The 24,691-nt window shown below is 49.7% G+C and carries 20 protein-coding genes and 2 pseudogenes; 14 read left to right on the top strand and 8 right to left on the bottom strand.

The window, feature by feature from the left end:
* Positions 1-76 precede the first annotated feature (76 nt).
* The 5 genes and pseudogenes from L3J94_09655 to prmB all read right to left on the bottom strand — a co-directional run bounded on the left by L3J94_09655 (position 77) and on the right by prmB (position 5,129).
* Positions 77-535 carry a chemotaxis protein CheW gene (locus tag L3J94_09655; GenBank protein MCF6218998.1) on the bottom strand — a complete coding sequence of 153 codons (459 nt, stop codon included), beginning with the start codon at positions 533-535 and terminating at the stop codon, positions 77-79.
* 9 nt (positions 536-544) lie between these two features.
* A pseudogene (locus L3J94_09650) lies at positions 545-1,387 on the bottom strand (methyl-accepting chemotaxis protein).
* 237 nt (positions 1,388-1,624) lie between these two features.
* A pseudogene (locus tag L3J94_09645) lies at positions 1,625-2,134 on the bottom strand (HAMP domain-containing protein).
* 567 nt (positions 2,135-2,701) lie between these two features.
* Positions 2,702-4,105 carry an oxygen-independent coproporphyrinogen III oxidase gene (hemN, locus tag L3J94_09640; protein MCF6218997.1) on the bottom strand — a complete coding sequence of 468 codons (1,404 nt, stop codon included), beginning with the start codon at positions 4,103-4,105 and terminating at the stop codon, positions 2,702-2,704.
* A gap of 94 nt (positions 4,106-4,199) precedes the next feature.
* Positions 4,200-5,129, bottom strand: coding sequence for a 50S ribosomal protein L3 N(5)-glutamine methyltransferase (gene prmB, locus L3J94_09635; GenBank protein ID MCF6218996.1), 930 nt, complete (start codon positions 5,127-5,129; stop codon positions 4,200-4,202).
* Positions 5,130-5,470: 341 nt separating this feature from the next.
* Here prmB and ettA point away from each other — a divergent pair, with 341 nt between their 5' ends.
* The 5 genes from ettA (at position 5,471) to L3J94_09610 (ending at position 12,607) form a co-directional block, all read left to right on the top strand.
* Positions 5,471-7,138, top strand: coding sequence for an energy-dependent translational throttle protein EttA (ettA, locus tag L3J94_09630; GenBank protein ID MCF6218995.1), 1,668 nt, complete (start codon positions 5,471-5,473; stop codon positions 7,136-7,138).
* A 109-nt stretch (positions 7,139-7,247) separates the two neighbouring features.
* Positions 7,248-8,015 carry a sel1 repeat family protein gene (locus L3J94_09625; GenBank protein ID MCF6218994.1) on the top strand — a complete coding sequence of 256 codons (768 nt, stop codon included), beginning with the start codon at positions 7,248-7,250 and terminating at the stop codon, positions 8,013-8,015.
* A 131-nt stretch (positions 8,016-8,146) separates the two neighbouring features.
* Complete coding sequence (gene mfd / locus L3J94_09620) at positions 8,147-11,602, top strand: transcription-repair coupling factor (GenBank protein MCF6218993.1); 3,456 nt, start codon at positions 8,147-8,149, stop codon at positions 11,600-11,602.
* A 5-nt stretch (positions 11,603-11,607) separates the two neighbouring features.
* Positions 11,608-12,309: a hypothetical protein gene (locus L3J94_09615; protein MCF6218992.1), complete on the top strand. Its 702-nt coding sequence runs from the start codon at positions 11,608-11,610 to the stop codon at positions 12,307-12,309.
* A 19-nt stretch (positions 12,310-12,328) separates the two neighbouring features.
* Positions 12,329-12,607: a YcgL domain-containing protein gene (locus tag L3J94_09610; GenBank protein ID MCF6218991.1), complete on the top strand. Its 279-nt coding sequence runs from the start codon at positions 12,329-12,331 to the stop codon at positions 12,605-12,607.
* A gap of 362 nt (positions 12,608-12,969) precedes the next feature.
* On the opposite strand, the gene L3J94_09605 is transcribed toward L3J94_09610, so the two are convergent.
* On the bottom strand, positions 12,970-13,491 hold the full coding sequence (locus L3J94_09605; protein ID MCF6218990.1) for a DUF615 domain-containing protein: 522 nt from the start codon (positions 13,489-13,491) through the stop codon (positions 12,970-12,972).
* Between the two features lie 143 nt (positions 13,492-13,634).
* Here L3J94_09605 and L3J94_09600 point away from each other — a divergent pair, with 143 nt between their 5' ends.
* The 8 genes from L3J94_09600 to L3J94_09565 all read left to right on the top strand — a co-directional run bounded on the left by L3J94_09600 (position 13,635) and on the right by L3J94_09565 (position 20,276).
* The gene (locus L3J94_09600; GenBank protein MCF6218989.1) at positions 13,635-14,063 is read left to right on the top strand and encodes a hypothetical protein; all 429 of its coding nucleotides are present in this window, start codon (positions 13,635-13,637) and stop codon (positions 14,061-14,063) included.
* Between the two features lie 150 nt (positions 14,064-14,213).
* Positions 14,214-15,317 (top strand): c-type cytochrome, encoded by a 1,104-nt coding sequence (locus L3J94_09595; GenBank protein ID MCF6218988.1) that lies wholly within the window; start codon positions 14,214-14,216, stop codon positions 15,315-15,317.
* Between the two features lie 116 nt (positions 15,318-15,433).
* Positions 15,434-16,336, top strand: a complete 903-nt coding sequence (locus L3J94_09590) for a c-type cytochrome (GenBank protein MCF6218987.1) — start codon at positions 15,434-15,436, stop codon at positions 16,334-16,336.
* Between the two features lie 22 nt (positions 16,337-16,358).
* Complete coding sequence (argC, locus tag L3J94_09585; protein ID MCF6218986.1) at positions 16,359-17,390, top strand: N-acetyl-gamma-glutamyl-phosphate reductase; 1,032 nt, start codon at positions 16,359-16,361, stop codon at positions 17,388-17,390.
* Positions 17,391-17,452: 62 nt separating this feature from the next.
* Positions 17,453-18,127 carry a hypothetical protein gene (locus L3J94_09580; GenBank protein MCF6218985.1) on the top strand — a complete coding sequence of 225 codons (675 nt, stop codon included), beginning with the start codon at positions 17,453-17,455 and terminating at the stop codon, positions 18,125-18,127.
* A gap of 58 nt (positions 18,128-18,185) precedes the next feature.
* Positions 18,186-18,644 carry a polymer-forming cytoskeletal protein gene (locus tag L3J94_09575; protein ID MCF6218984.1) on the top strand — a complete coding sequence of 153 codons (459 nt, stop codon included), beginning with the start codon at positions 18,186-18,188 and terminating at the stop codon, positions 18,642-18,644.
* Between the two features lie 28 nt (positions 18,645-18,672).
* Positions 18,673-19,029 (top strand): iron-sulfur cluster insertion protein ErpA, encoded by a 357-nt coding sequence (gene erpA, locus L3J94_09570; protein MCF6218983.1) that lies wholly within the window; start codon positions 18,673-18,675, stop codon positions 19,027-19,029.
* Between the two features lie 89 nt (positions 19,030-19,118).
* Positions 19,119-20,276: a citrate synthase gene (locus tag L3J94_09565; GenBank protein MCF6218982.1), complete on the top strand. Its 1,158-nt coding sequence runs from the start codon at positions 19,119-19,121 to the stop codon at positions 20,274-20,276.
* A 16-nt stretch (positions 20,277-20,292) separates the two neighbouring features.
* On the opposite strand, the gene L3J94_09560 is transcribed toward L3J94_09565, so the two are convergent.
* On the bottom strand, positions 20,293-21,420 hold the full coding sequence (locus L3J94_09560; protein MCF6218981.1) for an anhydro-N-acetylmuramic acid kinase: 1,128 nt from the start codon (positions 21,418-21,420) through the stop codon (positions 20,293-20,295).
* Entirely contained in the window at positions 21,420-22,673 is a 1,254-nt protein-coding gene (locus L3J94_09555) for a peptidoglycan DD-metalloendopeptidase family protein (GenBank protein MCF6218980.1), read from the bottom strand. The genes L3J94_09560 and L3J94_09555 overlap by 1 nt, the downstream gene beginning before the upstream one ends.
* Positions 22,674-23,021: 348 nt before the next feature.
* On the opposite strand from L3J94_09555, the gene tyrS reads away from it, so the two are divergent.
* Positions 23,022-24,221, top strand: coding sequence for a tyrosine--tRNA ligase (tyrS, locus tag L3J94_09550; protein MCF6218979.1), 1,200 nt, complete (start codon positions 23,022-23,024; stop codon positions 24,219-24,221).
* Positions 24,222-24,691: the final 470 nt, after the last annotated feature.

The following is a 24,691-nucleotide window of genomic DNA, read 5'->3' as shown; positions in this document are numbered from 1 at the left end:
TTCAGTAGTGGGAAGCCGTCACTGTTTACACGCTATTGCCGTAAGCTTTCTAAATATTCTGAGTGCAGCGCTCAGTTTAATCAGCGGGAGCAAACAAAATGGCATAGGCTTCTTCTGGTAAGATCTGCTGAACAACCATGCGCTGCATGATGCCTTTTTCATCCGTCGCCACATCACCCAGATAAGGCACTCGATCCAGGTGTAGAGGGGGCTCTTTAAACTGCGCCTCATCAATACGCAATGTTTCTGTGACACCATCAAACAGCCAACCAACGGTGACGACCTCTCCGCCAGGTGAGTTAATTTTACCAATCAAAATACGGCTACACAGTACAACTCTACAAGGCACGCCACTCAACAAAAAGCAGATATCAACCAGTGGAAGTGTTTCGCCCCGATAATCGATCATCCCTACAATATAATCTGGCGTACCGGCAATCTCGCGTGGTTTAACGTAAGGTGCCACCTCGATAACATCTGCGGTAGGAATTAAATAACGCTCCCCTTGGTGGATCGAGAGTAGGTAGAGTGACATCGACCCAGCCTACACTTTAAACTTGGTGACACCCATTTGCAGGCGTCTTGCAGCATCATTCAGTTTTTCAATTTCGCTGTTGGACTCACGTAAAGATTCAACCGTCTGCTGTGCGGCCTCATTAAGCTGAATCATGGATTGATTGATTTGATCCGCCCCCTCAGCCTGAAACTGCATCCCTTGGTGCACGGTCTCAAAACGCGGTGAAAGTGCTTGCACCTGACCGATGATCTGCGTCAGCTGGACACTCATCTCGCCCACATCGGCGACACTCATTCGTACCTGTTCAGAGAATTTATCCATGCTCATCACGCCTGCGGAAACAGCCCCCTGCATCTCTTTGATCATTAATTCGATATCCAGGGTTGCCACGGCCGTCTGGTCAGCTAGTCGACGAATCTCCTTGGCAACAACAGAGAATCCATAACCATACTCACCCGCTTTTTCAGCTTCGATGGCCGCATTCAAAGAGAGCAGATTGGTTTGGTCGGCCACTTTGGTAATGGTGGTGACCACGGTATTAATATTGGCGGCTTTCTCATTAAGCACCTCAAACTTACCGCTGATGGTCTGTACCGCATCCACCACCTGGCTCATGGTATTCTCCATTCGAGAAAGGCCGGCCCGACCACTCTCGGCTGAAACTGCGGTATTTTCAGAGACCGTAGCCACCTCCTCCATCGTATTCAGTAACTCTTTTGCGGTTGCCGATATTTCAGTTGCGGTGGTCACTATCTCGTTGGTGGTTGCCGCCTGCTCGGCAACCGTCGCCTCCTGCTCTTTTGCGGTTGCTGCAATGGCAGTGGACGATGATGCCACCTGAATACCTGAGTGCTGAACTTGGGTCACCAGGTCATTCAAACGTTCGATCATGCTTTGGAAACCAGCGGCCAGTTTTGCCATCGCATCATCACCCTGAATCTCAAGGTGACCCGTCATATCACCATCGGCCGCCTTGCTGACCACAGCCAACATAAGGTCAACGCGGTGTTGAAGCTGCTCCATTGCCTCGTGTTTTTCATCAATGGAATCCCTGATTTGATGGATCATGTGCTGCAACTGAGTCGCCAGCTCACCAATCGCATCATCATCCGAAAAGCCAACGTTCACATCAAGGTTACCTTGTGCCACCTGGTTAACCACCGCCAGCAACTGATCAACCTTATCTCGCAATGCCAGCGCCGCTTCATGCTCTTGTTGCATGCGTTCATGCTCACGCCTTGAAGCCTCATCCATACTGTCCGACATGCTGTTGAAGGCCGTTGCCAAATGCCCCACTTCATCACCTGTGGTCACCGGCGCGCGTACCGAAAGATCACCCTTTGCGCGACTTTGAATCACATCGATCAAACGCCCAAGCGGGTTAACTACCCAACTCTTCAATACATAGTTAAGCACCAATAGGCCCAGCAAAACCGAGGTGACATTGGCAAGCACTGAAACCCAAAAGGCTTTGGAGACCGCCGCATCAATTTTATCCAGTGAGAGAGAGATTCTAACCGCACCGTTTACGGTCCCCTCCGCTACTTCATGACAGCCTAAACAGTTAACCCCACGGGTGTCACTGGTGGCTCTGAAGGGGGTGATTACCGTCAACATACGGCTGTTATCTTCATTGCGAATCACCGCAATATCTTCTCCCGTTAAAGCGCGCCGGTCGTAATCATCAATAATGGATTCATGACCATTACCCTCACCGAACTGTTTGGTAACCGCATCACCACGAATCACTCGGGCCTCGATGACATCATCACGGGAGAGCATTTTTTTACGGAAAATAGTACGTTGGTCCATGGTACCGGTCAGCATCATGGTATTGAGGCTATCAAAATAGAGTGTGGTGAGGTCCTTCGCCTGTACTTCAAACATCTCCATCATGCGTTCTTCTTCATTCATAACCGTATGCAGGGTGACCACAACAATGACTAAGCCGAAGATAAAAGCAACAGAGAGGTTAACCTTTGTTCTTAAAGACCAGTGACCAAGAAATCCCGTTGCTACAGAATCATCCCTCGTCGTAAACGAATTAGCCACCCGCCGTGCTCCTCATGTTGGTATTTTCACTATTTAGTTGATCAACTTTCGACAACGAAAAAACAAACTTTAACCCTGATCGTTCCGATAGAAACAAAAAAGGGGCAAATCGCCCCTTTTGATGAAAAATAATCAGATAACCTTTGAAAAACTACCCGCGCCTCTCTTTTCCCGCAGATAGCGATCAAACAACATACAGACGTTGCGTATCAATAGACGTCCTTTGGGGTTGATTGTGATCTCCTCTGCATCGAGGCTGACCAGACCATCATCGGTAAACTGTTTCAGGTCGGCTAACTCTGCCGCGAAATAGTCGGCAAAATTGATGTTAAATTCACGTTCAATGCGCGGCATATTAAGGTGGAAATGGCAAATAAGACGCGTAATCACTTCGCGGCGCAACAGGTCATCTGCACTCAGATCAACACCTCGAAAAACCGGCAGCTTACCGGCATCAATAACCGCATAATACTCATCCATCCCTTTCACGTTTTGGCTATAACTTGACCCAACCATACTGATCGAAGTAACACCCAGCCCGACCAAGTCACAATCTGCATGGGTGGAGTAGCCCTGGAAGTTGCGATAGAGCGTATCATCATTTTGCGCCAAGCAGAGTTCATCATCAGGCTTTGCAAAGTGATCCATGCCAATGTAGACATAACCGGCTTGCTGAAGGTGCTCAATGGTCAACTGCAAGATTTTTAGTTTCTCTTCCGGCAAGGGTAAATCATCTTCATTAATGCGTCGTTGCGGCTTAAAGAGCTCCGGCAAGTGGGCATAGTTAAAGACCGAGATTCGGTCGGGGTTAACTTCAATAATGCGATCAAGGGTGCGACGGAAGCTTTCAACAGACTGAAAAGGCAGTCCATAAATAAGGTCAACACTGATCGAGCGAAACCCTTCAGCCCGCGCTGCATTGAGCACCAGCAGTGTCTGTTCTTCACTCTGGATTCGGTTAACCGCTTTCTGTACTTTCTCGTCGAAATCCTGAATACCCAGACTCATTCGGTTAAAGCCTAGTTCACGCAGTACCGCGACCTTTTCGGCATCGGCCTCACGGGGATCAATCTCGATGGAAAACTCACCCTGATCGTCGCCCACCACGTTAAAGTGCTTGCGGGTACAATCCATTAAACGACGCATCTCATCATTATTAAGGAAAGTAGGCGTTCCACCGCCCCAATGCAACTGGGTAACCGGCCGATTATCATCAAACAAGGCCGCCTGCATCTCAATCTCTTTACAGAGACGGTCAAGATAGGGTGAAGAGCGGCTACGGTCTTTCGTCACCACTTTATTGCAGCCGCAATAAAAACAGACCGTGTCACAAAATGGAATATGAAAATAGAGCGAAATCGGCTTAGGCTTGGGCAGGGAGCGGCTTAGCTCATTACTTTTCTCAATCCACGTCTGATAGGTTTCAATGGTAAAACGCTCATCAAACTGCACCGCTGTGGGGTACGACGTATAGCGCGGGCCTGATTTATCATAACGTTTAATCAGTTCCGGATCGAAGATGATTAATTGATCCATCTATAAAATTCCTCTATTTTTTATCATCTGAATCGATTGATCCAGGTCATTTTGCGAACCAGTATAATCACCACGCACGTTGCAAACAACCACGCTATTTGCGTGCCCACCTCTGAATCTCATCTTTATGCTCAATCAACTGCTCATGGCTCAGTAAAAACACACCGTGCCCGCCGTGCTCGAATTCAAGCCATGTAAAGGGGAGACTGGGGAGCTGTTTCTGTAGTGCCGCTTCACTATTACCCACTTCAACCACCAGAATACCATCATCGGTTAGATACGCTGCAGCCTGCGATAAAATTTTCCGTGTAATATCCAGGCCATCTACACCAGAAGCGAGACCAATCGCCGGCTCTTGATGAAACTCTTGGGGCATTGAAGCGATATCACCCGCATCGACATAAGGGGGGTTACTGACAATAATTTGATACTTCTTACCGACAACGCTACTAAAAAGATCGGATTGAATCGCGCTTACCCGTGACACCAGCTCATGGCGTTTGATATTGATATTGGCAACCGCCAACGCATCTTTTGAAATATCAACACCATCAACCTGAGCGCTGGGAAACATATAAGCAGAGGCGATAGCAATGCAGCCACTGCCGGTGCAAAGATCCAAAATATTTACCACCTCATCAGGTTTCACCCAAGGGTCAAATTGCTGCTCGATAAGCTCAGCAATCGGTGAGCGAGGCACCAGCACCCGCTCATCCACATAAAAGGGAATGCCACAAAAGAGCGCCTTATTGGTCAGATAAGCGGCGGGCAGCCGCTTCTCAATACGCTGAACCAACAGTTCAACCACCGAAGCCTTCTCTGCCTGCGTTAAACGCCCTTCCAGCAGTGAATCAGGTAGCCCAAAGGGCAGATGCAGCGCGTGGAGCACCAGTGCCAATGACTCATCCAGTGCGTTATCGGTTCCATGTCCGAAATAGAGTTCATTTTCGGTAAAACGACTCACCCCCCAGCGGATAAAATCCCGAACGGTGCGAAGATCGCGAACAGCTTCGTCTTTCATCATTACAGCCAGTCATTGTAAAAAAATTTGCCCATTATAGGCATAACCCTCGCAAGATGCAGTGAATATTCATTACCCTAATCCTCGGATAGAGATAGTGGATAAGACTGGATAGGCAGCTGTGCCGGCTGCGGACTTGGCCGATATTGCAGGGGCTATAAAGGTGATGTTGTTAACGGGATGACTCGAGGCTTTAAAGTCCGAATAGAAGCGCGGATCGATGTGTCAGGTATTATTTTTCTGTGGAGTCAAGCGCCCATATAGCCTCTCTGTTTCTATTTGTGGATAAAGGTTATACTCGGGAAAACACTCTCCTGACCGCAACTCATTTACAGAAGAAGACCATGGCACAATACATCTACACTATGAACCGGGTGAGCAAGGTGGTTCCCCCAAAGCGCACGATTATAAAAGATATTTCTCTCTCATTTTTCCCTGGTGCCAAAATTGGTGTTTTGGGTCTGAATGGTGCAGGAAAGTCTACCGTGTTACGCATTATGGCCGGTATCGATAAAGAGTTTGAGGGTGAGGCACGCCCTCAACCCGGCATCAATATTGGCTACCTTTCACAAGAGCCTGAGCTAAACCCAGACAAAGATGTACGCGGCAATATCGAAGAGGCGCTGGGTGAGGTTAAGCAGGCGATGACCCGCCTTGATGAAGTTTATGCCGCTTACGCGGAACCGGATGCTGACTTCGATGCGCTCGCCGCCGAACAGGCCAAACTCGAAAATATTATTCAAGCCGCCGATGCTCACAATTTGGAGCGCAAGCTGGAAATTGCTGCCGATGCCCTTCGCTTGCCGCCCTGGGATGCGGATGTCACTAAACTTTCAGGTGGTGAGCGTCGCCGCGTCGCCCTCTGTAAACTTATTCTCTCTGCCCCTGACATGTTGTTGCTCGATGAGCCAACCAACCACCTGGATGCTGAATCAGTCGCCTGGCTAGAGCAGTTTTTGCGCGAATTTGAAGGTACTGTGGTTGCCGTCACCCATGACCGTTACTTCCTCGACAACGTTGCCGGTTGGATTCTGGAACTTGACCGTGGGCATGGCATCCCATGGGAAGGTAACTACTCTTCATGGTTGGAGCAGAAAAACCAACGCCTGGCACAAGAGGAGAAGGGTGAAAAGACTCGAATGAAGGCGATGAAGGCGGAGCTGGAGTGGGTTCGATCAAATCAAAAAGGGCGACACGCCAAAAGCAAAGCACGCCTCGCCCGTTACGATGAGCTGACTAACCAAAACATGGAGAGCCGCAACGAAACCAATGAACTCTTTATTCCACCTGGCCCACGCCTGGGTGATTTGGTAATTGAGGCCAAAGACCTCAATAAAGGCTTTGGTGACCGCCTACTGTTTGATAACCTCAACTTCAAGCTGCCCCCGGGTGGCATTGTGGGTGTTATCGGCCCCAATGGTGCCGGTAAGTCGACCCTGTTTAAAATGCTGATGGGGATCGAAAAACCAGACTCGGGCGAGCTACGCATGGGTGATACCGTAAAGCTCGCTTACGTTGACCAAAGCCGTGATGCACTGGATAGCAACAAAACTGTCTGGCAAGAGGTCTCCGACGAACAGGAGGTGATCACCATCGGCACTATGCAGATCAATTCACGCGCCTACCTCAGCCGTTTCAACTTCAAAGGGAGTGACCAGCAAAAGAGAGTGGGTGAGCTATCAGGCGGTGAGCGCAATCGACTGCACCTTGCCAAGCTTCTACAGAGTGGTGGCAATGTGCTGCTGCTGGATGAGCCAACCAATGACCTTGATATTGAAACCCTACGTGCCCTGGAAGAGGCGCTGCTGGAGTTTGGTGGTTGTGTCGTCGTCATATCACATGATCGCTGGTTTCTGGATCGCATCGCCACCCATATGCTGGCTTTCGAAGGTGAGAGCCATGTGGAGTGGTTTGAAGGCAACTATGCCGAATATGAAGAAGATAAGAAACGCCGTTTAGGGGATAAAGCTGACCAGCCCCACCGCATTACCTATAAGAAATTTGGAATATAATCGGGCCTTTGCACAAGTAGCTGCACCGTCTCAATAAAAACCAAGCCTTACCGATACGGTGGGTAGTCTCCTAATCAAGCAACCGCCCTGCGGTCTGGTATAAAATAAAATGATGGCATCACAACCCAATCGCCCGTTTTTCTTGAAAACAGCACTCTGTTTACTGCCACTGCTGTGCATCAGCACACTTCACGCTGAGGCGGAAAATATAACAGAAAAAACAGAGAGCACACTCACCCAAGAGCAGCCAGCCACCCCGGTAGTAAGCGAAGAGGTAGAGGATAAAGAAGAGGAGCAGACAGAACTCAGCAGAATCACCGATCCAATACATCGTCAATTTATGAAAGGCCAGCTACACTACTGGTTTAAAGACTACTCTGCTGCTCTGCAAACATGGCAACCGCTAGCCGAGCAGGGCCATGCAAAATCACAGTCAACCATTGGTTGGTTATATCACCGAGGCTTGGGTGTTGAACAAGATTACAAGCGCGCCATTGAGTGGTATCGTCTGGCCGCGGCGCAAGACTACGTCATCGCTCAACACAACCTGGGCGCGATGTATGAAAACGGGCTGGGTGTCGAGCAGAGCTATGCAGAAGCGCTCAAGTGGTATCAAATCGGCGCAGAAAAGGCCTACGGCAACTCACTCTATAATCTTGGCCTGTTTTATCTCAATGGGCACGGTGTCGACAAAGACCAAGAGATGGCAATCCACCTGCTTAAAAGCGCTCACCAACTCAAGGTAAACGAAGCGGTAGAGATATTAAAAAGCCTAGGCGTTGAAGTAGAGGCCGAGAAGCCTATCGAACACAACCCACAACCCATGCGCCACAGCATCAACATGGGTCAACCCAACGCCGAAAACACGACAGAGTAGCCACCACCGCCACCCCTCATTTTCGGGTAGAAACAGATAGGATGGTTAGCTAGCACTACCACTAAATTCGGTGGATGGACAAATTTAGGTTAAACTAGCCGCCCCAAAATGTTGATTAATCGGCCGCTTTCATGCCCTATTGCAGTGCACTCACACCCACACTACCCAAATCCAGTCGCGATAAGATCCACTGGGGGCGTTTATATGGCAGTGCCGATGCGCTCGCAATCAGCGCAGCGCTGAGTGCCAAAAAACAGCTTGTATTGCTCATCACTGAAGATACCCCCAGTGCAGTTCGGCTGGAGAGTGCGCTCCGTTTTTATGCAGGCAGTCATGACGATCAGCCCGTCATCCACTTTCCAGACTGGGAGACACTCCCTTACGACCAGTTTTCGCCCCATCAAGATATCATCTCCGAACGCCTGCTCACCCTGAGCCGGCTACCCCAGTTAGACAAGGGAATATTAATTGTCCCGGTCACTACCCTGCTCCACCGCCTGCCCGATAAACACTACTTGCAAGGTAATACCCTCACGCTGGATGTGGGCGACAAGCTGGAGATTGAGTCATTCCGCCGCCGCCTGGATGCCAGCAGTTACCGTGCGGTTTCCCAAGTGGTTGAGCATGGTGAGTTTGCGGTGCGTGGTAGCGTATTGGATATATTCCCCATGGGCAGCGAGCTACCGTACCGTATCGACCTGATGGATATTGAAATTGAATCCATCCGCACCTTTGACCCTGACACTCAACGCTCCATCGACAAGGTCAATAGTATCCGCTTGTTGCCAGCCAAAGAGTTCCCTTTTACACCCGAGGCAATCAAGCGTTTTCGCGAGCGCTACCGAGATGAATTTGCGGGAGACACCCAAAGATCAAGCCTCTACAACGACATTAAAAATGGCATCGCCCCCGCAGGCATTGAGTACTATTTACCACTCTTTTTCGATGAGACATCCACCCTGTTTGATTACCTGCCCGACAACACATTGGCCTGCATCGATCACGCCGTACACGATGCTAGCGAGACATTCGGCACCGAAGTCGCCAATCGCTATGAACAACGCCGCCACGATGTCGAGCGGCCTATTTTGCCACCACAGCACCTCTTTCTGAAAACCAACGAGCTGTTCAACCGGCTCAATAAGCTACCACTGATCAACATACAGCACTTTGAACATGATGAAGGTGCCGGTAATTTCAACTACGCCACCCAGCAGCCACCACCGTTGGCCTTCGATATCCGTGGCCAACAACCCGCCAAAGCGTTATTGGCTTTTCTGGGTGACTTTAAAGGGCGCGTTCTCTTTGCCGCAGAGTCCGCAGGCCGCCGTGAAGCGTTGTTAGAACTGCTAAAAGGATACGACATCCGCCCTCAGCTATTTAATAGCTGGCAGGCGTTTGTAAACGACTCAAGCAAAATTGGTATCGCCATTGCGCCATTAGAGCATGGCTTGCTGCTGGACCAACCCCAAATTGCGGTCATTACCGAGCCACAACTTTTTGGCCAGCAGGTTATGCAGCGCCGCCACCGTAAACGCCGTAACAATGAAGGCGAAAAAGCGATTCATAACCTCGCAGAGCTACAAATCGGCTCACCCGTGGTGCACATCGATCATGGCGTAGGCCGCTACCTGGGGTTACAAAAAATCACTGCCGGGGGCATGGAAAATGAATTTCTATCCCTCGAGTACGCCCGCAGTGACAAACTCTACGTGCCGGTCTCATCGCTGCACCTCATTAGCCGTTACAGCGGGTCAGATCCAGAACATGCCCCGCTACATAAACTTGGCAGCAGCCAATGGGAGAAGGCTAAGAAAAAAGCAAAAGAGAAAATTCGTGATGTGGCGGCTGAGCTGCTCGCCATTTACGCCAAACGTGAAGCACGCGAAGGCTTTCAATATCGCTACGACCAAAACTTCTACAACGCCTTCACCGCCCAATTTCCATTTGAAGAGACCCCCGACCAAGCGCAAGCTATTCTGGATGTTATCGATGATATGACCTCCACCAAGCCAATGGATCGACTGATCTGTGGTGATGTGGGTTTTGGAAAAACAGAAGTGGCGATGCGTGCGGCCTTTTTAGCCACTCAAGCGGGAAAACAGGTGGCGGTGCTGGTGCCCACTACTTTGCTGGCACAGCAGCACTTTGAAAATTTCAAAGACCGTTTTGCCGACTGGCCGATTAATGTCGCGACTCTTTCACGTTTTCGCTCGAAAAAAGAGAGCGATACCGCACTGGCGGGCTTGGCCGATGGCACCGTTGATATTGTCATCGGTACCCACAAACTGTTGCAAAGCAGTATCAAATTCAAACGTCTGGGATTATTAGTCATTGATGAGGAGCACCGCTTTGGTGTGCGTCAAAAAGAGCAATTCAAAGCCATGCGCAGCGAAGTGGACATATTGACCCTCACTGCCACACCCATTCCACGCACCTTGAATATGTCAATGTCCGGCATGCGCGACCTCTCCATTATCGCAACCCCACCAGCGAAACGCCTCTCAGTTAAAACCTTTATAACGCAGTGGAACAAGGCGACCATCCAGGAAGCGTGTCTGCGCGAAATCAAACGTGGCGGACAGGTTTACCTACTACACAACAAAGTGGAGACCATCGAAAAAACCGCACGAGAACTCCGTGAGCTGATTCCAGAGGCCAAAATTGAAGTGGCCCACGGACAGATGCGTGAACGTGAGCTGGAACAGGTCATGTCAGATTTCTACCATCAGCGTTTTAATATTCTGGTCTGCACTACCATCATTGAGACGGGCATCGATATTCCGACAGCCAACACCATTATTATTGACCGCGCCGACCACTTTGGTTTGGCACAACTTTATCAGCTGCGCGGACGGGTTGGGCGCTCACACCATCGAGCCTACGCCTACTTGATCACCCCACCTCGGCGCAGCATGACGGCCGATGCCCGGAAGCGAATCGAGGCATTAGAGTCCATCAAAGAGCTGGGCACCGGTTTTACCCTCGCCACCCACGACTTGGAGATTCGTGGCGCGGGAGAGCTGCTCGGCGAAGACCAGAGTGGTCAAATGCATGAAATTGGCTACAACATGTACATGGATATGCTCGACAGGGCCGTCAAAGATTTAAAAGAGGGACGCCAGCCCGACTTAGAGCGCCCCTTGGACCACGGTGCCGAGATTGATATTGGAGCCCCAACCCTGATTCCGGATGACTACCTGCCCGATGTTCATAATCGCCTGATGATGTACAAACGTATCGCCAGTGCCAGCAGCCTGGCCTCCCTGCGCGAGCTTCAAGTGGAGATGATCGACCGTTTTGGACTACTGCCAGAACAACTTAAAAACCTATTTAACATCACCAAACTAAAGCTGAAAGCCACCCCAATGGGAATTCAAAAAATAGAAATGGGAGCAGGCGGTGGACGCATCACATTTGATGAAAAACCCAACATTGATCCCATTAAAATCATCCAACTGATTCAGTCGCAAGCACAGCGCTATCAGCTTGACCCCCAGCAACGGCTTAAAATAATTCAGCCACTGGTTGAGGTGGCTGACCGTATTGCGGCAGTGGACAAACTACTCTCAACACTGGAGGAGTAGCCAACATGAAATATGGCAAGATACTCTGCACACTGATTACAGGCTTTGGCATTACCTCCACGGCATCGGCATTTGATGAGAGCAGCTATCTCAGACCCGGTGCTGAGATCAGCCTCTCCATCGAGAATTACAGGCAGCAGCTACAGCATCAGGCCAACACCAATCAAAGCACAATACAGACGCAGCGACTAAAATTAACCGCCTACGAATCACCCTATCAGTGGCTACAGGGCGGGCTACACATTGGCTACCTGAACGCCTCCCATGATGATCAGCTCTGGGCTTCGGGCACCTTACCTTCAGGTCAATTTGTAGGCATTCAGCTGCGAAAACCACAACACCAACCCCGCCAGTTCGAACTGCACTGGTCGCTTGCTTATAGCTACAATCGACTGAAGGGTGATCAAACCACAACCGCTACCACCCTCAGCTGGCACGACCTAAATGCCGAGTTAGGCCTTATTATAAACAGAGCTGCCTTGCGCTTCTCCCTAGGGAAATTCTTCGCACGAATAGAGGGAACCGAACAACGTACTCTCACAACCAATACCAGCAGCCAGAGCAGTAACCAGCGTTTTAACAGCCTCAACAACAGCGGGAGTTATGCTTCGATAGGTTACAAAACCAGCCACAATGGCCGCATTGAATTAATCGCCCGTAGTGGAGCACAACGCGGCGCGGCACTTTTTTTCTCACACCAATTTTAGTTTAGATAGGATTATCACCATGAAATGCAGCATCTACCGTGGAAAGCGCCGAGAAGACCACTATATTTATCTCGCCGAAGCGAATAATTTTGACCCGATACCCGATACCATCAAACGATTAATGGGCGAATTTGTCCTGGCAATGGAGATTGAAATCACCCTGGAAAGCAAACTGGCAAACGGTAATGCCGAAGAGATATTGACACAAATTGAAGCGCAAGGATTTTTTCTGCAAATGCCGCCAAAACATGAAGTATTGAATGTAAAAGTAGGCAGCTACGAGCGCCAGAAGTCATAAATAACGGAAATTTTCCTAAAGCGCTCACACCGCTTTAGGAAGGAGGCTGTCGAACTGAGGTGGTCCTAGGAGGCTGTCAGACTTAGGGTGAATCGACTGCGGAAAAGTCATCTCGGCCCATTTATCCGATCATTTTCGTTAAATATGCCCAATATTCGCCTCAAACGATCAAAAAAATGGACTCAAAATGGCTTTCCCTCGCTACGATCACCTAAGTCCGACAGCCTCCTAGGCTTCTGACTCCCACGGGTGGCCGTGGGAGTCAGGAATCTCTCCCGGTATCAACACCGGCTCTGCACGCGAATGCAAGAGCACTTTGTCGATCAGCTGGCGACTCCTTTGATAGTGCTTCAACTAGCCGCTTAACCATCACTCTTTAGCGCCCCTTTCAAATACTGAAAAATGGCTCGGGCGCTTTTGGGCGGTCTGTTTTGGCTGGCTTCACGTTGTGCACTTCGAATCATTTGGCGCACCTGTTGTGCATCGATTCCGGGGGCTTCGTCGATGAGCTCTGTGAGTGCGCTATCACCTTCACTCAATAAACGATCACGCCATTTTTCCAGTCGGTGAAAGTGGGCGTTGACTTTGTGGTCTTGGTTGAGCAAGCGTTGGTGAGCCTGCTTGATCGGTTCGGGGTCAATGTTACGCATGACCCTGCCAATATAGAGCAACTGACGTTTCATGGCGGCGCGTGATGTGAAGCGCTGATAATCGGCGAGTGCACCGCGCAGGTTTTCAGGTAAACTCATGCTGTCGAGTTGCGCTGCGGGCAACTTAGTGAGTAATCTGCCAAGTGACTGTAGTGCCTGTACTTCACGCTTTAGTTCGGATCTGCTTTTAATATCCTCACCATCCAGCGCGTCATCGTCGAAATAATCACTCATATGGGTACCGTGGTTATGATCTGTATTCCTGCATTCTAACCCGTGGGCGTTGCAGAGTGTACTCGCAATTTAGGGGTGGGGAATTCGCCCGTTAGATTATTGTCCTATAATAGAATAAGTGTGTTGATGTGGGAGCTTTAGTTGTGCGCTTGGTATGGGGCCTGTTTTTTTCTCTGTTTTTGCTCTCGGCATGTAGTTACTCTACAAAGTCGGTGGTTACCGTCAACAGCGGGTTTAGCAGTGAAAATGCTGTCCAACTGAAGCGCACCGTTGCAGCGTTGCGGCGCCATCGTGATGGCTGCTTCTCTAAAAGAAGTGCCACGATGTCGATTACCGGCACGGGCCAGCAGCGAGTATATTTGATTCGCAATAATTTGAGTGCCATGGATCTGCGTTTAAGCCTTGAGGGGGGTGGCCAGCTGAGGGTTGAGCTGAATGAGTGGTCTGAGACAAATTTCTCCGCTTACGCTTCCCGCTGTTATCAGCAGCTATTAACCCGCCTTGGCCAGGATTTTGGTGTTGGGCAGCTATCTATTATTGAAAATTGTAAAGCGCCTCCCTGTCGCAAGTGAGTGTAATCTCACCCCTTTGTAAAACCCAAATCCTGCAAGACCTTTGTGTTAATTAATGAAATACCCGGGTTAGCTTTTCCTGCCAGTGATTGTTCTGTGATAGCATTACTACATAGAATAATCAGTGGATATAAACAGGTAGTTATGGGGATGAATAAAACTTTTTTTACGGCTCTTTTTAGAGGGCTATTTGCTCTGGCGCTGTGCTTTTCAAGTGCTGTTGCCGCTTCAACTGGCGAGAGTATTTACCAAGAACATTGTGTCTCGTGTCATGGTATTGATGGTGGTGGCAGAGGCAGCACATTAAACCCTCCTCCCCGTGATTTCACTTCAATGCAGAGCGCATTTGAATTGGACCCGATACGTATCTATATCTCCACCACAAAAGGGCGTCCGAATAGCGCTATGGCTGCTTGGGATTCGCGTTTGAGTCGTGATGAAATAAGGCAGGTATCGGATTACATATACGATACCTTTATCGCCGAAGTAAAAGCGGCTCTTCCCGAAGAGCTACGGCTTAACCTGGAGGCAGGCGAGAAAACCTACATGGACAACTGCTCTGTTTGCCATGGGGATTTTGGCGAGACAGGCGTCTGGACGCGCTCCAATATGGCGACGGCGCCGCGTAATTTTACTACTGATCGCACCAAGGGTGAGCTGAGTCGCAAGCGTATGATTGAGTCAATCACCTATGGCCGGGCAGGCAAGGCGATGATGCCCTATGGCTCGCGGTTGAACCAGCAAGAGATCTCCTCAATGGTTGACTATATCCGCCTTGCCTTAATGGGCTTGCCGGTAGAGGCCGTTCTGGCTGAGAAATCGATTCTGGAGGGGTCTCGGCGAGACAGCCCCTCAACGGGGCTGGCATTTGACGATCCCAAGCGGTTTATGTCAATCCCCTTTCCAAATGGACTCTATGGTGATCCTAATGAAGGGCGGGAGATCTTTGTTCGCAACTGTTTTGTCTGTCATGGCGTGAAGGGTGACGGACAAGGCCCCCGTGCTTTCTTTATTAACCCGAAACCGCGTAATTTTATTAGCTCGGATTCTCGTCGTGCACTGAATCGCCCCAAAATATATGAGGCTGTCTATAAGGGCTTGTCAGGGAGTGTGATGCCGGCCTGGAGTAAAGTGCTGAGCGATCAAGAGGTGGCTAATGTTGCCGAGTTTGTCTTCCGTGCCTTTATTCGTAGTGATATGCCGGGAGTGAGCGAAGAGGATCTGGATAAAGTTAAGCAAAAAAAAAACGAGTAGCCATTGAGCCTGCTGCTGATTCGGTATTACTGTATGACCCGAGTGAGCAGATAAAGCAGGGCGGCCCTATTCTGGTAGCACACTCTGACTACCTCAGCATTTCTCAAAATAAGAGTGTGCCCGACTATGAACGGGGCCGAGCAATCTATAACTACCGTTGCTATTTTTGTCACGGTTATTCAGGTGATGCGGTGACTCAGGCGGCAACCTATCTGGATCCAAAGCCAAGAAACTTTCGCACGACTGACCCCTTAAAGTTAACCAAAGAAAAAATGCTGGAAGTGGTGACGCTGGGTAAGCCCGGCACGGCTATGAAGAGCTTTGATGCGTGGTTAACATCGGATGAAATTGAGTTGGTGGTCGAGTTTGCTCGGCAAGAGTTTATGCTTAATAAGCGTGATAACACACGCTATCATACCGCTAAAAATGGCTGGCCCGATCATGAGCGTTATGCCATTGCGTTCCCATTCGCAACCGGTGAAATCCCAACAGATTCACTGGAAGAGGCGCTCACAGAGCAACAGATCGCTGGGCTTAAACTCTTTATGGAGAGTTGCGTGGCGTGCCATGATCGGGGTAAGGTCAGAAATGAGGGTGATGCATGGGTTCCCAAGGCTGTCTCATACCCTCGTAACGGATACTCACACCGCTCGGTAAGGCCGGATGCGGTTTCTGAAGCCTCTGTTTTTGGCAAGCATGACATCAAACCCATTATTGATGACCTGACCGAGCAGGAGCAGCAAGGAGAGGCGCTGTTTCAGGATGGCTGCGCTTTTTGTCATGGCATGGCGGGCACCGGTAAAAATTGGATTGGTAGTTTCCTGGAGCCACTGCCTCGCGATTTGACTGACCCGGAGCAGATGGCCGGTATGACCGCTAGTCGGCTGACCAAGGCGATCGAGGATGGTGTGGTTGATACCAAAATGCCGGCGTGGAAATCAGTGCTAACGGCAGAGCAGATTGCCGCACTGGTCGCTTACATTAACCGGGCGTTTTATCCGTTGGAAAAAGAGTCATAAATTTAAATTTGGAGTGAGCAGCATGGTTAAGGTAGGCGTGGTAGGGGGTACCGGTTATACCGGGGTTGAGTTGCTGCGTTTGCTGGTAAAGCACCCTGGAGTGATCCTGGCTGCGGTGACTTCGCGTGCTGATGCCGGTGTGCTGGTTTCTGAGATGTTTCCTAACCTTCGGGGTCATGTAGACTTCCCTTTCAAAGCGCCTGACCTGGCACTTTTAGCATCGTGCGATGTGGTGTTTTTTGCTACACCCAATGGCGTGGCGATGAAGATGGTGCCCGCTCTGTTGGCGGCTGGCGTGAAGGTTATTGACTTGGCAGCTGACTTCCGAATTAAAGATGTGTCACTCTGGAGTGAGTGGTACGGCATGCCACATGCCTGCCCCGAGTTGATCGATGAGGCGGTGTATGGTCTGCCAGAAATCAACCGTGAAGCGATTCAAAATGCCCGCTTGATTGCCAATCCGGGTTGCTACCCCACAGCCACCACGCTGGGGTTTTTACCGCTGATTGAAGCGGGCCTGGCTGATGTGAACCACTTGATTGCAGATGTGAAGTCTGGGGTGAGTGGTGCAGGGAGAAAAGCGCACGTCGCACACCTTCTATGTGAAGTGAGTGAGTCGATGAAAGCGTATGCTGTGCCGGGGCATCGGCATCAGCCTGAAATTTGTCAGACATTAAGCAGTCAGGCTGGCAGGCCGGTAGGGTTGACGTTTGTTCCCCACCTGACACCCATGGTGCGTGGTATTCATGCAACACTGTATGCGACTGTTATTGATCGGGATGTTGATCTACAGGCACTCTATGAACAGCGTTATGCAGATGACTGTTTTGTGGATGTTTTACCCGCAGGAGCGCACCCCGAAACGCGCAGTGTCAAGGGGTCTAATTTATGCCGCATCGCGATACACCGGCCACAAAACAGTGATGTTGTGGTGGTTCTTTCGGTTATCGATAACTTAGTCAAAGGGGCAGCAGGCCAAGCGATACACAATATGAATATTATGCTGGGGCTGGATGAGACGGCAGGAATTGATCATGTTGCACTGCTGCCCTAGTTTGAAATCAGTTGAGTAATCATTCTACAGGGCTGGAGATTAGAGCTTATCGCTCGAAATGGATGAAGCAGCTTGTACGGGTTCTCCTGCTTTTTTCAGCTCTTGCAATGGGCTACCTGCTGGGGTATCAACGTGCGGGTGAGCTGCTGCAGTTATTGCCGCAACAGATAGAGCAGCAGCAATTGACACTGGATGAGCAGCGGGCGCAGCTGTATGAATTAAAGCTGCAACTGCTACGATCAGCCCAGGAGCAAAAGGTCGATGAAGCGGCGATCACTGAAGTCAGGGCGCTGCTGAAAGAGCAGCAACAAGCCTTTTTGGAGTTGAGAGAGGAGAACGCTTTTTATCGAGGCATTGTTTCGCCGTCTGAGGCTAGATCCGGCACGCTTATTCAGCGCTTAAAGATTGTACCCTTGGCCGCCGCACAGCTGTTTCACTACCAGCTGGTGCTAACCCAGGTTTTAAAGAATGAGCGGGTGACAAGGGGGGTGGTGGAGATCACGCTTTCCGGTGTTTTAGAGGGGCGTGCTCATCACCTCTCGCTTCAGGAGGTTGATGATGGCGCAAAGAAAACACTAAACTACCGATTTAAATATTTTCAGATGTTTGAGGGCAGCCTACGGCTGCCTGATGGCTTCTCGCCGCGCTCGGTTGAGGTGGTTGTCAAGCCGCGGCGTGGTGGAAACACTATAAGTGAACGTTTTTCCTGGCCAGGAGCGGTGATCGAGGGGCGGTAGGTTCCTCGTTTTTTGTTAAAAATACTAGTCCGGAAGCTTGGCTAAAGTGAGGTGAACTATGTGGGATAAGAAAAAAAAGAGTAATGCCAATGGTAAAATTGACTCATTGATCGGCCCAAATACCGTCATCCATGGCGACTTACTCTTTAACGGTGGTCTGCATGTTGATGGAAAAATTATTGGCAATATTGTCTCTGATGGCGAAGGCACGTCGACTCTGATTGTTAGCAAGCAGGGTTATATCGAAGGCAATGTTCAGGTTGATCATGTGGTTCTGAATGGCAAGGTAAAAGGAGATGTTTACTCTTCTGAAAGTGTTGAATTGGCTTCTGAAGCGCGAGTGGAGGGCGATGTCTATTATGATCTTCTCGAAATGGCAATGGGAGCTGAAGTGAACGGTAGTCTGGTTCATCAGTCCAAGGAGCAGCAGCAGAAAGATGCGGTTGGCGTAAAAGAGCAGCAAGACGTGGTAGAATCTGCCGTAATGGGCTATCTTGACGAGAAGGCCCCACATTAAGTGTTATTGGTTTTGGAGAGGAGGTTAAGTGTTGACTGAATTAGCGATTGAAGAAGAGAACCCTATTATTTTTACCGATTCAGCGGCCAGCAAGGTTAAAGCACTCATTGTCGAAGAGGCAAATGATGCCTTAATGCTGCGAGTCTTTATATCAGGCGGCGGTTGTTCCGGGTTTCAATACGGTTTTACATTTGATGAAGCCGTTAATGATGGTGACACATGTGTCGAGAATGATGGGGTTAAACTCTTAATTGACCCGATGAGTTACCAGTATCTTGTCGGTGCTGAGATTGACTATACTGAAGGGCTGGAAGGGTCTCAGTTTGTCATTCGCAATCCGAATGCATCAACAACGTGTGGTTGCGGTTCGTCATTTTCAGTTTGATAGCCGTTTTGAGTTGACGGGGTGACCCACAAAAATAGGAGGTGTTAAGCCTCCTTTTTCTTTTGCACAGCGTAAAAGGTGAAAAATCGATGAGTGAATATTTGCCAGGCTTGGCGGGTGTGCCAGCGACCAAATCAAACATTTCGGATATTGACGGTGAAAAAGGAATCCTTTCATACCGTGGTTACTCGATTGAGCAGCTGAGTAAGCACAGTAGCTTTGAAGAGACGACACTACTGTTGTTGGATGGGCGGCTGCCATCGGCTGACGAGCTTGCGCTCTTTGATGAACAACTGAAGGCAAACCGCCGGGTTAAATATAATATTCGTTCGATGATGGAGTCGTTACCTGCCAGTGGCCACCCCATGGAGATGCTACAAACGGCGGTGGCGAGTCTGGGAATGTTTTATCCCGCGAACGACTGTTTGACCAGCCCGGAAATGTGTAACGATCTCGATTATGTGCATAACATGACGGTGAAAATCCTGGCACGTATGCCGGTTATTGTCACCATGTGGGAGCATATCCGCAGTGGTTATGACCCTGAAGAGCCGCGCTATGATTTATCGTTTGCAGAAAACTTCCTCTTTATGCTCAATCGTGAAGAGCCCGACCCGATGCTGGCTAAAATCTTCGATACCTGCTTGATTCTCCATGCGGAGCATACGATCAATGCCTCCACCTTTGCTTCACTGGTTACCAGCTCCACGCTGGCTTCACCCACCAGTGTTATTGCGGCGGCAATTGGTACCCTCTCAGGGCCACTGCATGGTGGGGCGAATGAAAAAGTGCTGGATATGCTGGGTGAAATCGGCTCCCCATCCAATGTGGTCGCCTGGCTGGATAAGAAACTGGCCAATAAAGAGAAGATCTGGGGCTTAGGGCACCGCGAGTACCAGGTAAAAGACCCTCGCGCCACCATTCTGCAAAAGCTGACGCTGGAGCTGATGGAGAGCAAAGGGAGTGCGCTTGACCCGATGTTTGAGACCGCCATGGCGCTGGAAGAAGCCGCAGAAGAGCGGTTGGCAGAGAAGGGTGTCTACCCGAATGTTGATTTTTACTCGGGGATTTTGTATCGCGAAATGGGCATCCCGGTTGATCAGTTCACCACGATCTTTGCCATATCCCGTGCGGCGGGTTGGTTAGCACACTGGCGTGAGCAGTTATTGGATAATCGTATTTTCCGGCCGACTCAAGTCTATATAGGTGAGCCACAACGAGAGTATGTGCCATTAGATAAACGATAGCAGAACACTCTTATGCTTAGACAGGGTGAATAGCGCCGAGAATGACCGGCTGCTCCGCCCCCGTCACCTCCGGTAAGTTACCCGTGGCACTATTTAATGTTTGCCGTGCCAGCCAGGCAAAAGCGCAGGCCTCTACCCAATCAGGGTCGAGGCCTATTTTTTTGCTGGAGTGAAGGAACGGAGCTTCTAGTAGCTGCTTTAATCGGCGCATGAGTTGTTTGTTATGCGCCCCACCACCACAGACATATACGGCTGAAATGGCAGTGGGGTGTCTATTGACCGCCATGGCAATGCAGGAGGCGGTCAACTCACACAGTGTCGCCTGCACATCCTGGGGAGAGGTTGATGGAAATGCCTTTAAATGCTGGTCAAGCCATTCAATGTTAAAGAGTTCACGGCCAGTACTTTTTGGTGGAGGGCGCTGGATGTATTCTTCTTGGAGTAGGCTCTCCAGAAGTGGCTGCACTACACGGCCGGTTCTGGCCCATTGGCCATCAATGTCGTAACGCTGCTGTATATGGCGTTCGCACCAAGCATTCATCAATAAGTTACCGGGCCCGCAATCAAAACCACTCACCACGCTTCCTGCTTTGCCGGATAAAAAAGTAAGATTGGCAATGCCACCGATATTAAGAATGCAGCGCTGCTCTTGTTCTGAGTCAAATAACAGTGCATGAAAGGCTGGGACTAGCGGTGCGCCCTCTCCTCCCGCTGCAATGTCACGGCTGCGGAAGTCTGCGACGGTGGTGATTCCGGTGCGCTGAGCAATCACGGCAGCCGAGCCTATTTGAATTGTGAAGGGCGGTTTTGCGTCCGGGCGGTGGCGTATAGTCTGCCCATGGCTGCCAATGGCGGTGATCTGGTTTGGAGAGAGCTGTTGTTTGTGGAGGAGCTGAAGTACTGTATCTGAAAAGAGCTCTCCCAGCTGGTAATCGAGCGCTCCTGATCGCTCCAGCTCATTATTGCCTGGTGCGCATAATGCAATAATTTTTTTGCGCAGTTGCGCTGGCATTTCAGTGCTGAGAGTACCTAAGAGAGAGAGTTGGTCGTTGCAGAACTCGATAGCGACACTATCTACGGCATCTAAACTGGTGCCCGACATCAGGCCGATATAGATCTCACGGCGAGTTGCTTTGTCTCTCATTAGAGGCTGTTTTTGGCCAGTGCAATGCCACGGCTTAAAACATTTAGCTGGGCCAAAATAGGTTGGGTTTGTGCCAAAAACTCTTTTTTGTAGGCGGTCTTGATGGGTTGTGCATCTGGGAACTTAACGGTCAGTGGGTTGCGGTGTGTGCCATTGACACGGAACTCATAGTGAAGGTGTGGCCCTGTGGCAAGCCCGGAGCTGCCGACAAAACCAATAATATCGCCTTGTTTAACGTAACTACCCTTTTTTTGTCCGCGTTTGAAATTGGAAAGATGAGCGTAGAGCGTCGTATATTGTGTCCCGTGCTGGATCACTACGGTCGTGCCATAACCCCCTTTTGTTCCTCGGAATATGATTTTACCATCACCCGCTGCTTTTATGGGGGTCCCCGTAGCGGCTGCATAGTCAACGCCACGGTGAGGGCGTTTCTTGCCGAGGACGGGGTGGTGTCGTTCACGGGTGAAACGTGATGATATGCGCCGGAAGTCGACGGGTGAGCGAAGGAATGCCTTCCGCATACTGCGTCCTTCGGGGGTGAAATATTGGTTGACCCCTTTTGCATTGGTGAAGCGGACAGCTTCAAAGGTTTTCCCTCTGTTGGTAAATTGTGCGGCTACGATATCGCCGTAGCCTATCCTCTCACCATCAAGGTATTTCTCCTCATAAAGGACGGTAAAGCGATCCCCTTGGCGTATATCCAATGCGAAATCAATGTCCCAGCCAAAAATTCCCGCCAGCTCCATGATGAGGTTATCAGTAAGTCCCGCCTGTTGCCCAGACCGGTAGAGCGAGCTGCTAATGGTGGCGCTGGCATGTGTAATACGCAGCTCGGGTGAGCGTATCTCTTCTCGGGCGCTAAAGCCTTTGCTATCACGCTCAATAATTAATGTGTGGGTGGCATCCGTTTTATAGCTCAGTCCCGCTAATTGTTTCGTATTATCGGCGCGGAACGCTAGAGAGTGCCCAGGGCGTATATCTTTGAGTGCGGCCGTTACAGGCCCAAGTTGCATTATATCGTGCAGTTCGCGAGGGCTAAACCCTTCGCGCTTGAAGATGGCCGCAAGTGTATCCCCTTTTTTGACCGTCACATTGTTCTCTTGAAAGGTAGGCGGCGCACTCTCCTTAGTAGGCGTGGTTGCAACGGACTCAATTTGCGGCGGGATACTTAATTGGAGATTTTTTAGCGGTAAGTGATCGCTACTTGCAGCACGGGTAGCCTCCGCATCGTTTGTTGGTAGCAGGGTAATCACTGCAGCTAACAGGATTCCGCAACTTAATAGTATCCAGTGAGTTGTTGAGAGCCTGTTTTTTAGGGCGGAGGGATTTTTTAGTTTCCCAGATTTGAAGTCGTGATTAATCATGTTGACCTGGTTGCTGTTTCATACACTATAGCGAAGCGCCTACTCTCTGATATTGGAACTATATAATAAAAGTTGAGTGATTGCGACGGTGCGGCTCCCAAGCTTGAGAGCCGCGCCTCAACTTTTACTCTTTTTACGGCTGTTTTGCCCAATGGGTGGAGTGTGGGATAATGAGGGGTGTTGAGCTGATATCATTCAGTTCGTGGTAACAAGAATTAGAGTCAAGTTGGAGGAAATATGTCTGAGTTGCAAAGGCAGCTAACAGAAATAAAGCGCGGTGTCGAAGAGTTGCTGCTGGAGGATGAGCTTGTTGAGAAGCTCAAGCAGGGTAAGTCGTTGCGGATAAAGGCAGGCTTCGACCCAACGGCGCCCGATCTTCATCTTGGGCACACCGTATTGCTTAACAAGCTGCGTTGTTTCCAGAATCTCGGTCATGAGGTGATGTTCCTTATCGGCGACTTCACCGCGATGATTGGTGACCCAACGGGTAAGAGTGCCACACGTCCACCGTTGACACGTGATGATGTGATTGAAAATGCAAAGACCTACGAGCAGCAAATTTTCAAGGTGCTTGATCCGGAAAAAACATTAGTGATGTTTAACTCCAGCTGGATGAATGAAATGTCATCCGCCGATTTGATTCAGTTGGCAGGTAAGCACACGGTTGCACGCATGTTGGAGCGGGATGATTTCAGCAAGCGTTATAACTCGGGGCAATCAATCTCAATCCATGAATTCCTCTACCCATTAATACAAGGCTATGACTCAGTAGCCATGAAGGCAGATGTGGAGTTGGGTGGTACCGATCAGAAGTTCAATCTATTGGTGGGCCGTCAGCTGCAAACATCATTTGGGCAAAAACCGCAGGTAGTGATGACAATGCCGATTCTTGAGGGGCTGGATGGCGTACAAAAAATGTCCAAATCACTCAATAACTATATTGGCATAAATGATGCTCCTGATGATCAGTTTGGTAAGTTGATGTCCATATCGGATGAGCTTATGTGGCGATATTTTGAATTACTGAGTTTTCGCCCGATGTCAGAGATCGAAGCGTGGAGAGAAGAGGTGAGGCAGGGCAAAAACCCACGAGATGTTAAGTTTGAGTTGGGTCGCGAGCTGGTTGCCAGATTCCATGGGAAAGAGGAGGGCGACAAGGCTGTAGAGGCTTTTATTCAGCGCTTTCAAAAAGGAGCGATGCCGGATGCGATTGAGGAGAAGAGTGTAACCGCAGTGGATGGCGTGATAGGTATCGCCTCGCTATTGAAAGCCGTGGGCTTAACCCCAAGTACCTCGGATGCAATGCGTATGGTTAAGCAGGGTGCTGTCAAAATAGATGGTGAGCGTGTGGAGGATGTGCGTTTAAAAATGAGTTTGGGCAGTGAACATGTCTATCAGGTTGGAAAGCGTCGCTTTGCCAAAGTTAAGGTTGTATAGCCTAGATAATGCGCGAATTGCGCAATCTCCCTGCAAAACCAAGCGCCTGTCGATCTTTGCGTAAACTCGTGAAACACCCGGAATGGGTCGGCCTAGCATGGCTCGCAGAAAGCCTATTTTTCTCGATGTAAAATAAACCTAAGAAAGTTATTGACGGTGGATAGAAAAGGCGTAGAATGCGCCGCTCAGTCAGGTTAAAGCCGGGCAGAGAAGCGGCGAAGCCGGATTGTACTTAGGGTTAAATAATAAGTTCATGATTGGAATGAGTCGGTACTTAGCAAGCGCATATTGTTGTTTAAGTATTTGATAAGTAGATAATTTTAAATACTTATTGACAAGCAAAACTGGCGGAGTATAATTCGCCACCTCGAATCGAAAGACTCGAACCGCTCTTTAAAAAATTGATCAAGTAATCTGTGTGGGTGCTTGCGTTAGAGGTAGATCGAAAGAACTATCGATGTAAGTAGTCT

The organism is Gammaproteobacteria bacterium (assembly GCA_021647245.1).
GTDB lineage: Bacteria > Pseudomonadota > Gammaproteobacteria > RBG-16-57-12 > RBG-16-57-12 > JAFLJP01.
Note: the sequence above shows the minus strand (reverse complement) of the source record. Positions and strands in the feature narration are given on the sequence as shown.

What these genes read in the sequence shown, in the direction of transcription:
- L3J94_09655 (MCF6218998.1), bottom strand. Translation starts at nt 535, where the DNA reads ATGTCACTCTACCTACTCTCGATCCACCAAGGGGAGCGTTATTTAATT.
- hemN (MCF6218997.1), bottom strand. Translation starts at nt 4,105, where the DNA reads ATGGATCAATTAATCATCTTCGATCCGGAACTGATTAAACGTTATGAT.
- prmB (MCF6218996.1), bottom strand. Translation starts at nt 5,129, where the DNA reads ATGATGAAAGACGAAGCTGTTCGCGATCTTCGCACCGTTCGGGATTTT.
- ettA (MCF6218995.1), top strand. Translation starts at nt 5,471, where the DNA reads ATGGCACAATACATCTACACTATGAACCGGGTGAGCAAGGTGGTTCCC.
- L3J94_09625 (MCF6218994.1), top strand. Translation starts at nt 7,248, where the DNA reads ATGATGGCATCACAACCCAATCGCCCGTTTTTCTTGAAAACAGCACTC.
- mfd (MCF6218993.1), top strand. Translation starts at nt 8,147, where the DNA reads ATGCCCTATTGCAGTGCACTCACACCCACACTACCCAAATCCAGTCGC.
- L3J94_09615 (MCF6218992.1), top strand. Translation starts at nt 11,608, where the DNA reads ATGAAATATGGCAAGATACTCTGCACACTGATTACAGGCTTTGGCATT.
- L3J94_09610 (MCF6218991.1), top strand. Translation starts at nt 12,329, where the DNA reads ATGAAATGCAGCATCTACCGTGGAAAGCGCCGAGAAGACCACTATATT.
- L3J94_09605 (MCF6218990.1), bottom strand. Translation starts at nt 13,491, where the DNA reads ATGAGTGATTATTTCGACGATGACGCGCTGGATGGTGAGGATATTAAA.
- L3J94_09595 (MCF6218988.1), top strand. Translation starts at nt 14,214, where the DNA reads ATGAATAAAACTTTTTTTACGGCTCTTTTTAGAGGGCTATTTGCTCTG.
- argC (MCF6218986.1), top strand. Translation starts at nt 16,359, where the DNA reads ATGGTTAAGGTAGGCGTGGTAGGGGGTACCGGTTATACCGGGGTTGAG.
- L3J94_09580 (MCF6218985.1), top strand. Translation starts at nt 17,453, where the DNA reads ATGAAGCAGCTTGTACGGGTTCTCCTGCTTTTTTCAGCTCTTGCAATG.
- L3J94_09575 (MCF6218984.1), top strand. Translation starts at nt 18,186, where the DNA reads ATGTGGGATAAGAAAAAAAAGAGTAATGCCAATGGTAAAATTGACTCA.
- L3J94_09565 (MCF6218982.1), top strand. Translation starts at nt 19,119, where the DNA reads ATGAGTGAATATTTGCCAGGCTTGGCGGGTGTGCCAGCGACCAAATCA.
- L3J94_09560 (MCF6218981.1), bottom strand. Translation starts at nt 21,420, where the DNA reads ATGAGAGACAAAGCAACTCGCCGTGAGATCTATATCGGCCTGATGTCG.
- tyrS (MCF6218979.1), top strand. Translation starts at nt 23,022, where the DNA reads ATGTCTGAGTTGCAAAGGCAGCTAACAGAAATAAAGCGCGGTGTCGAA.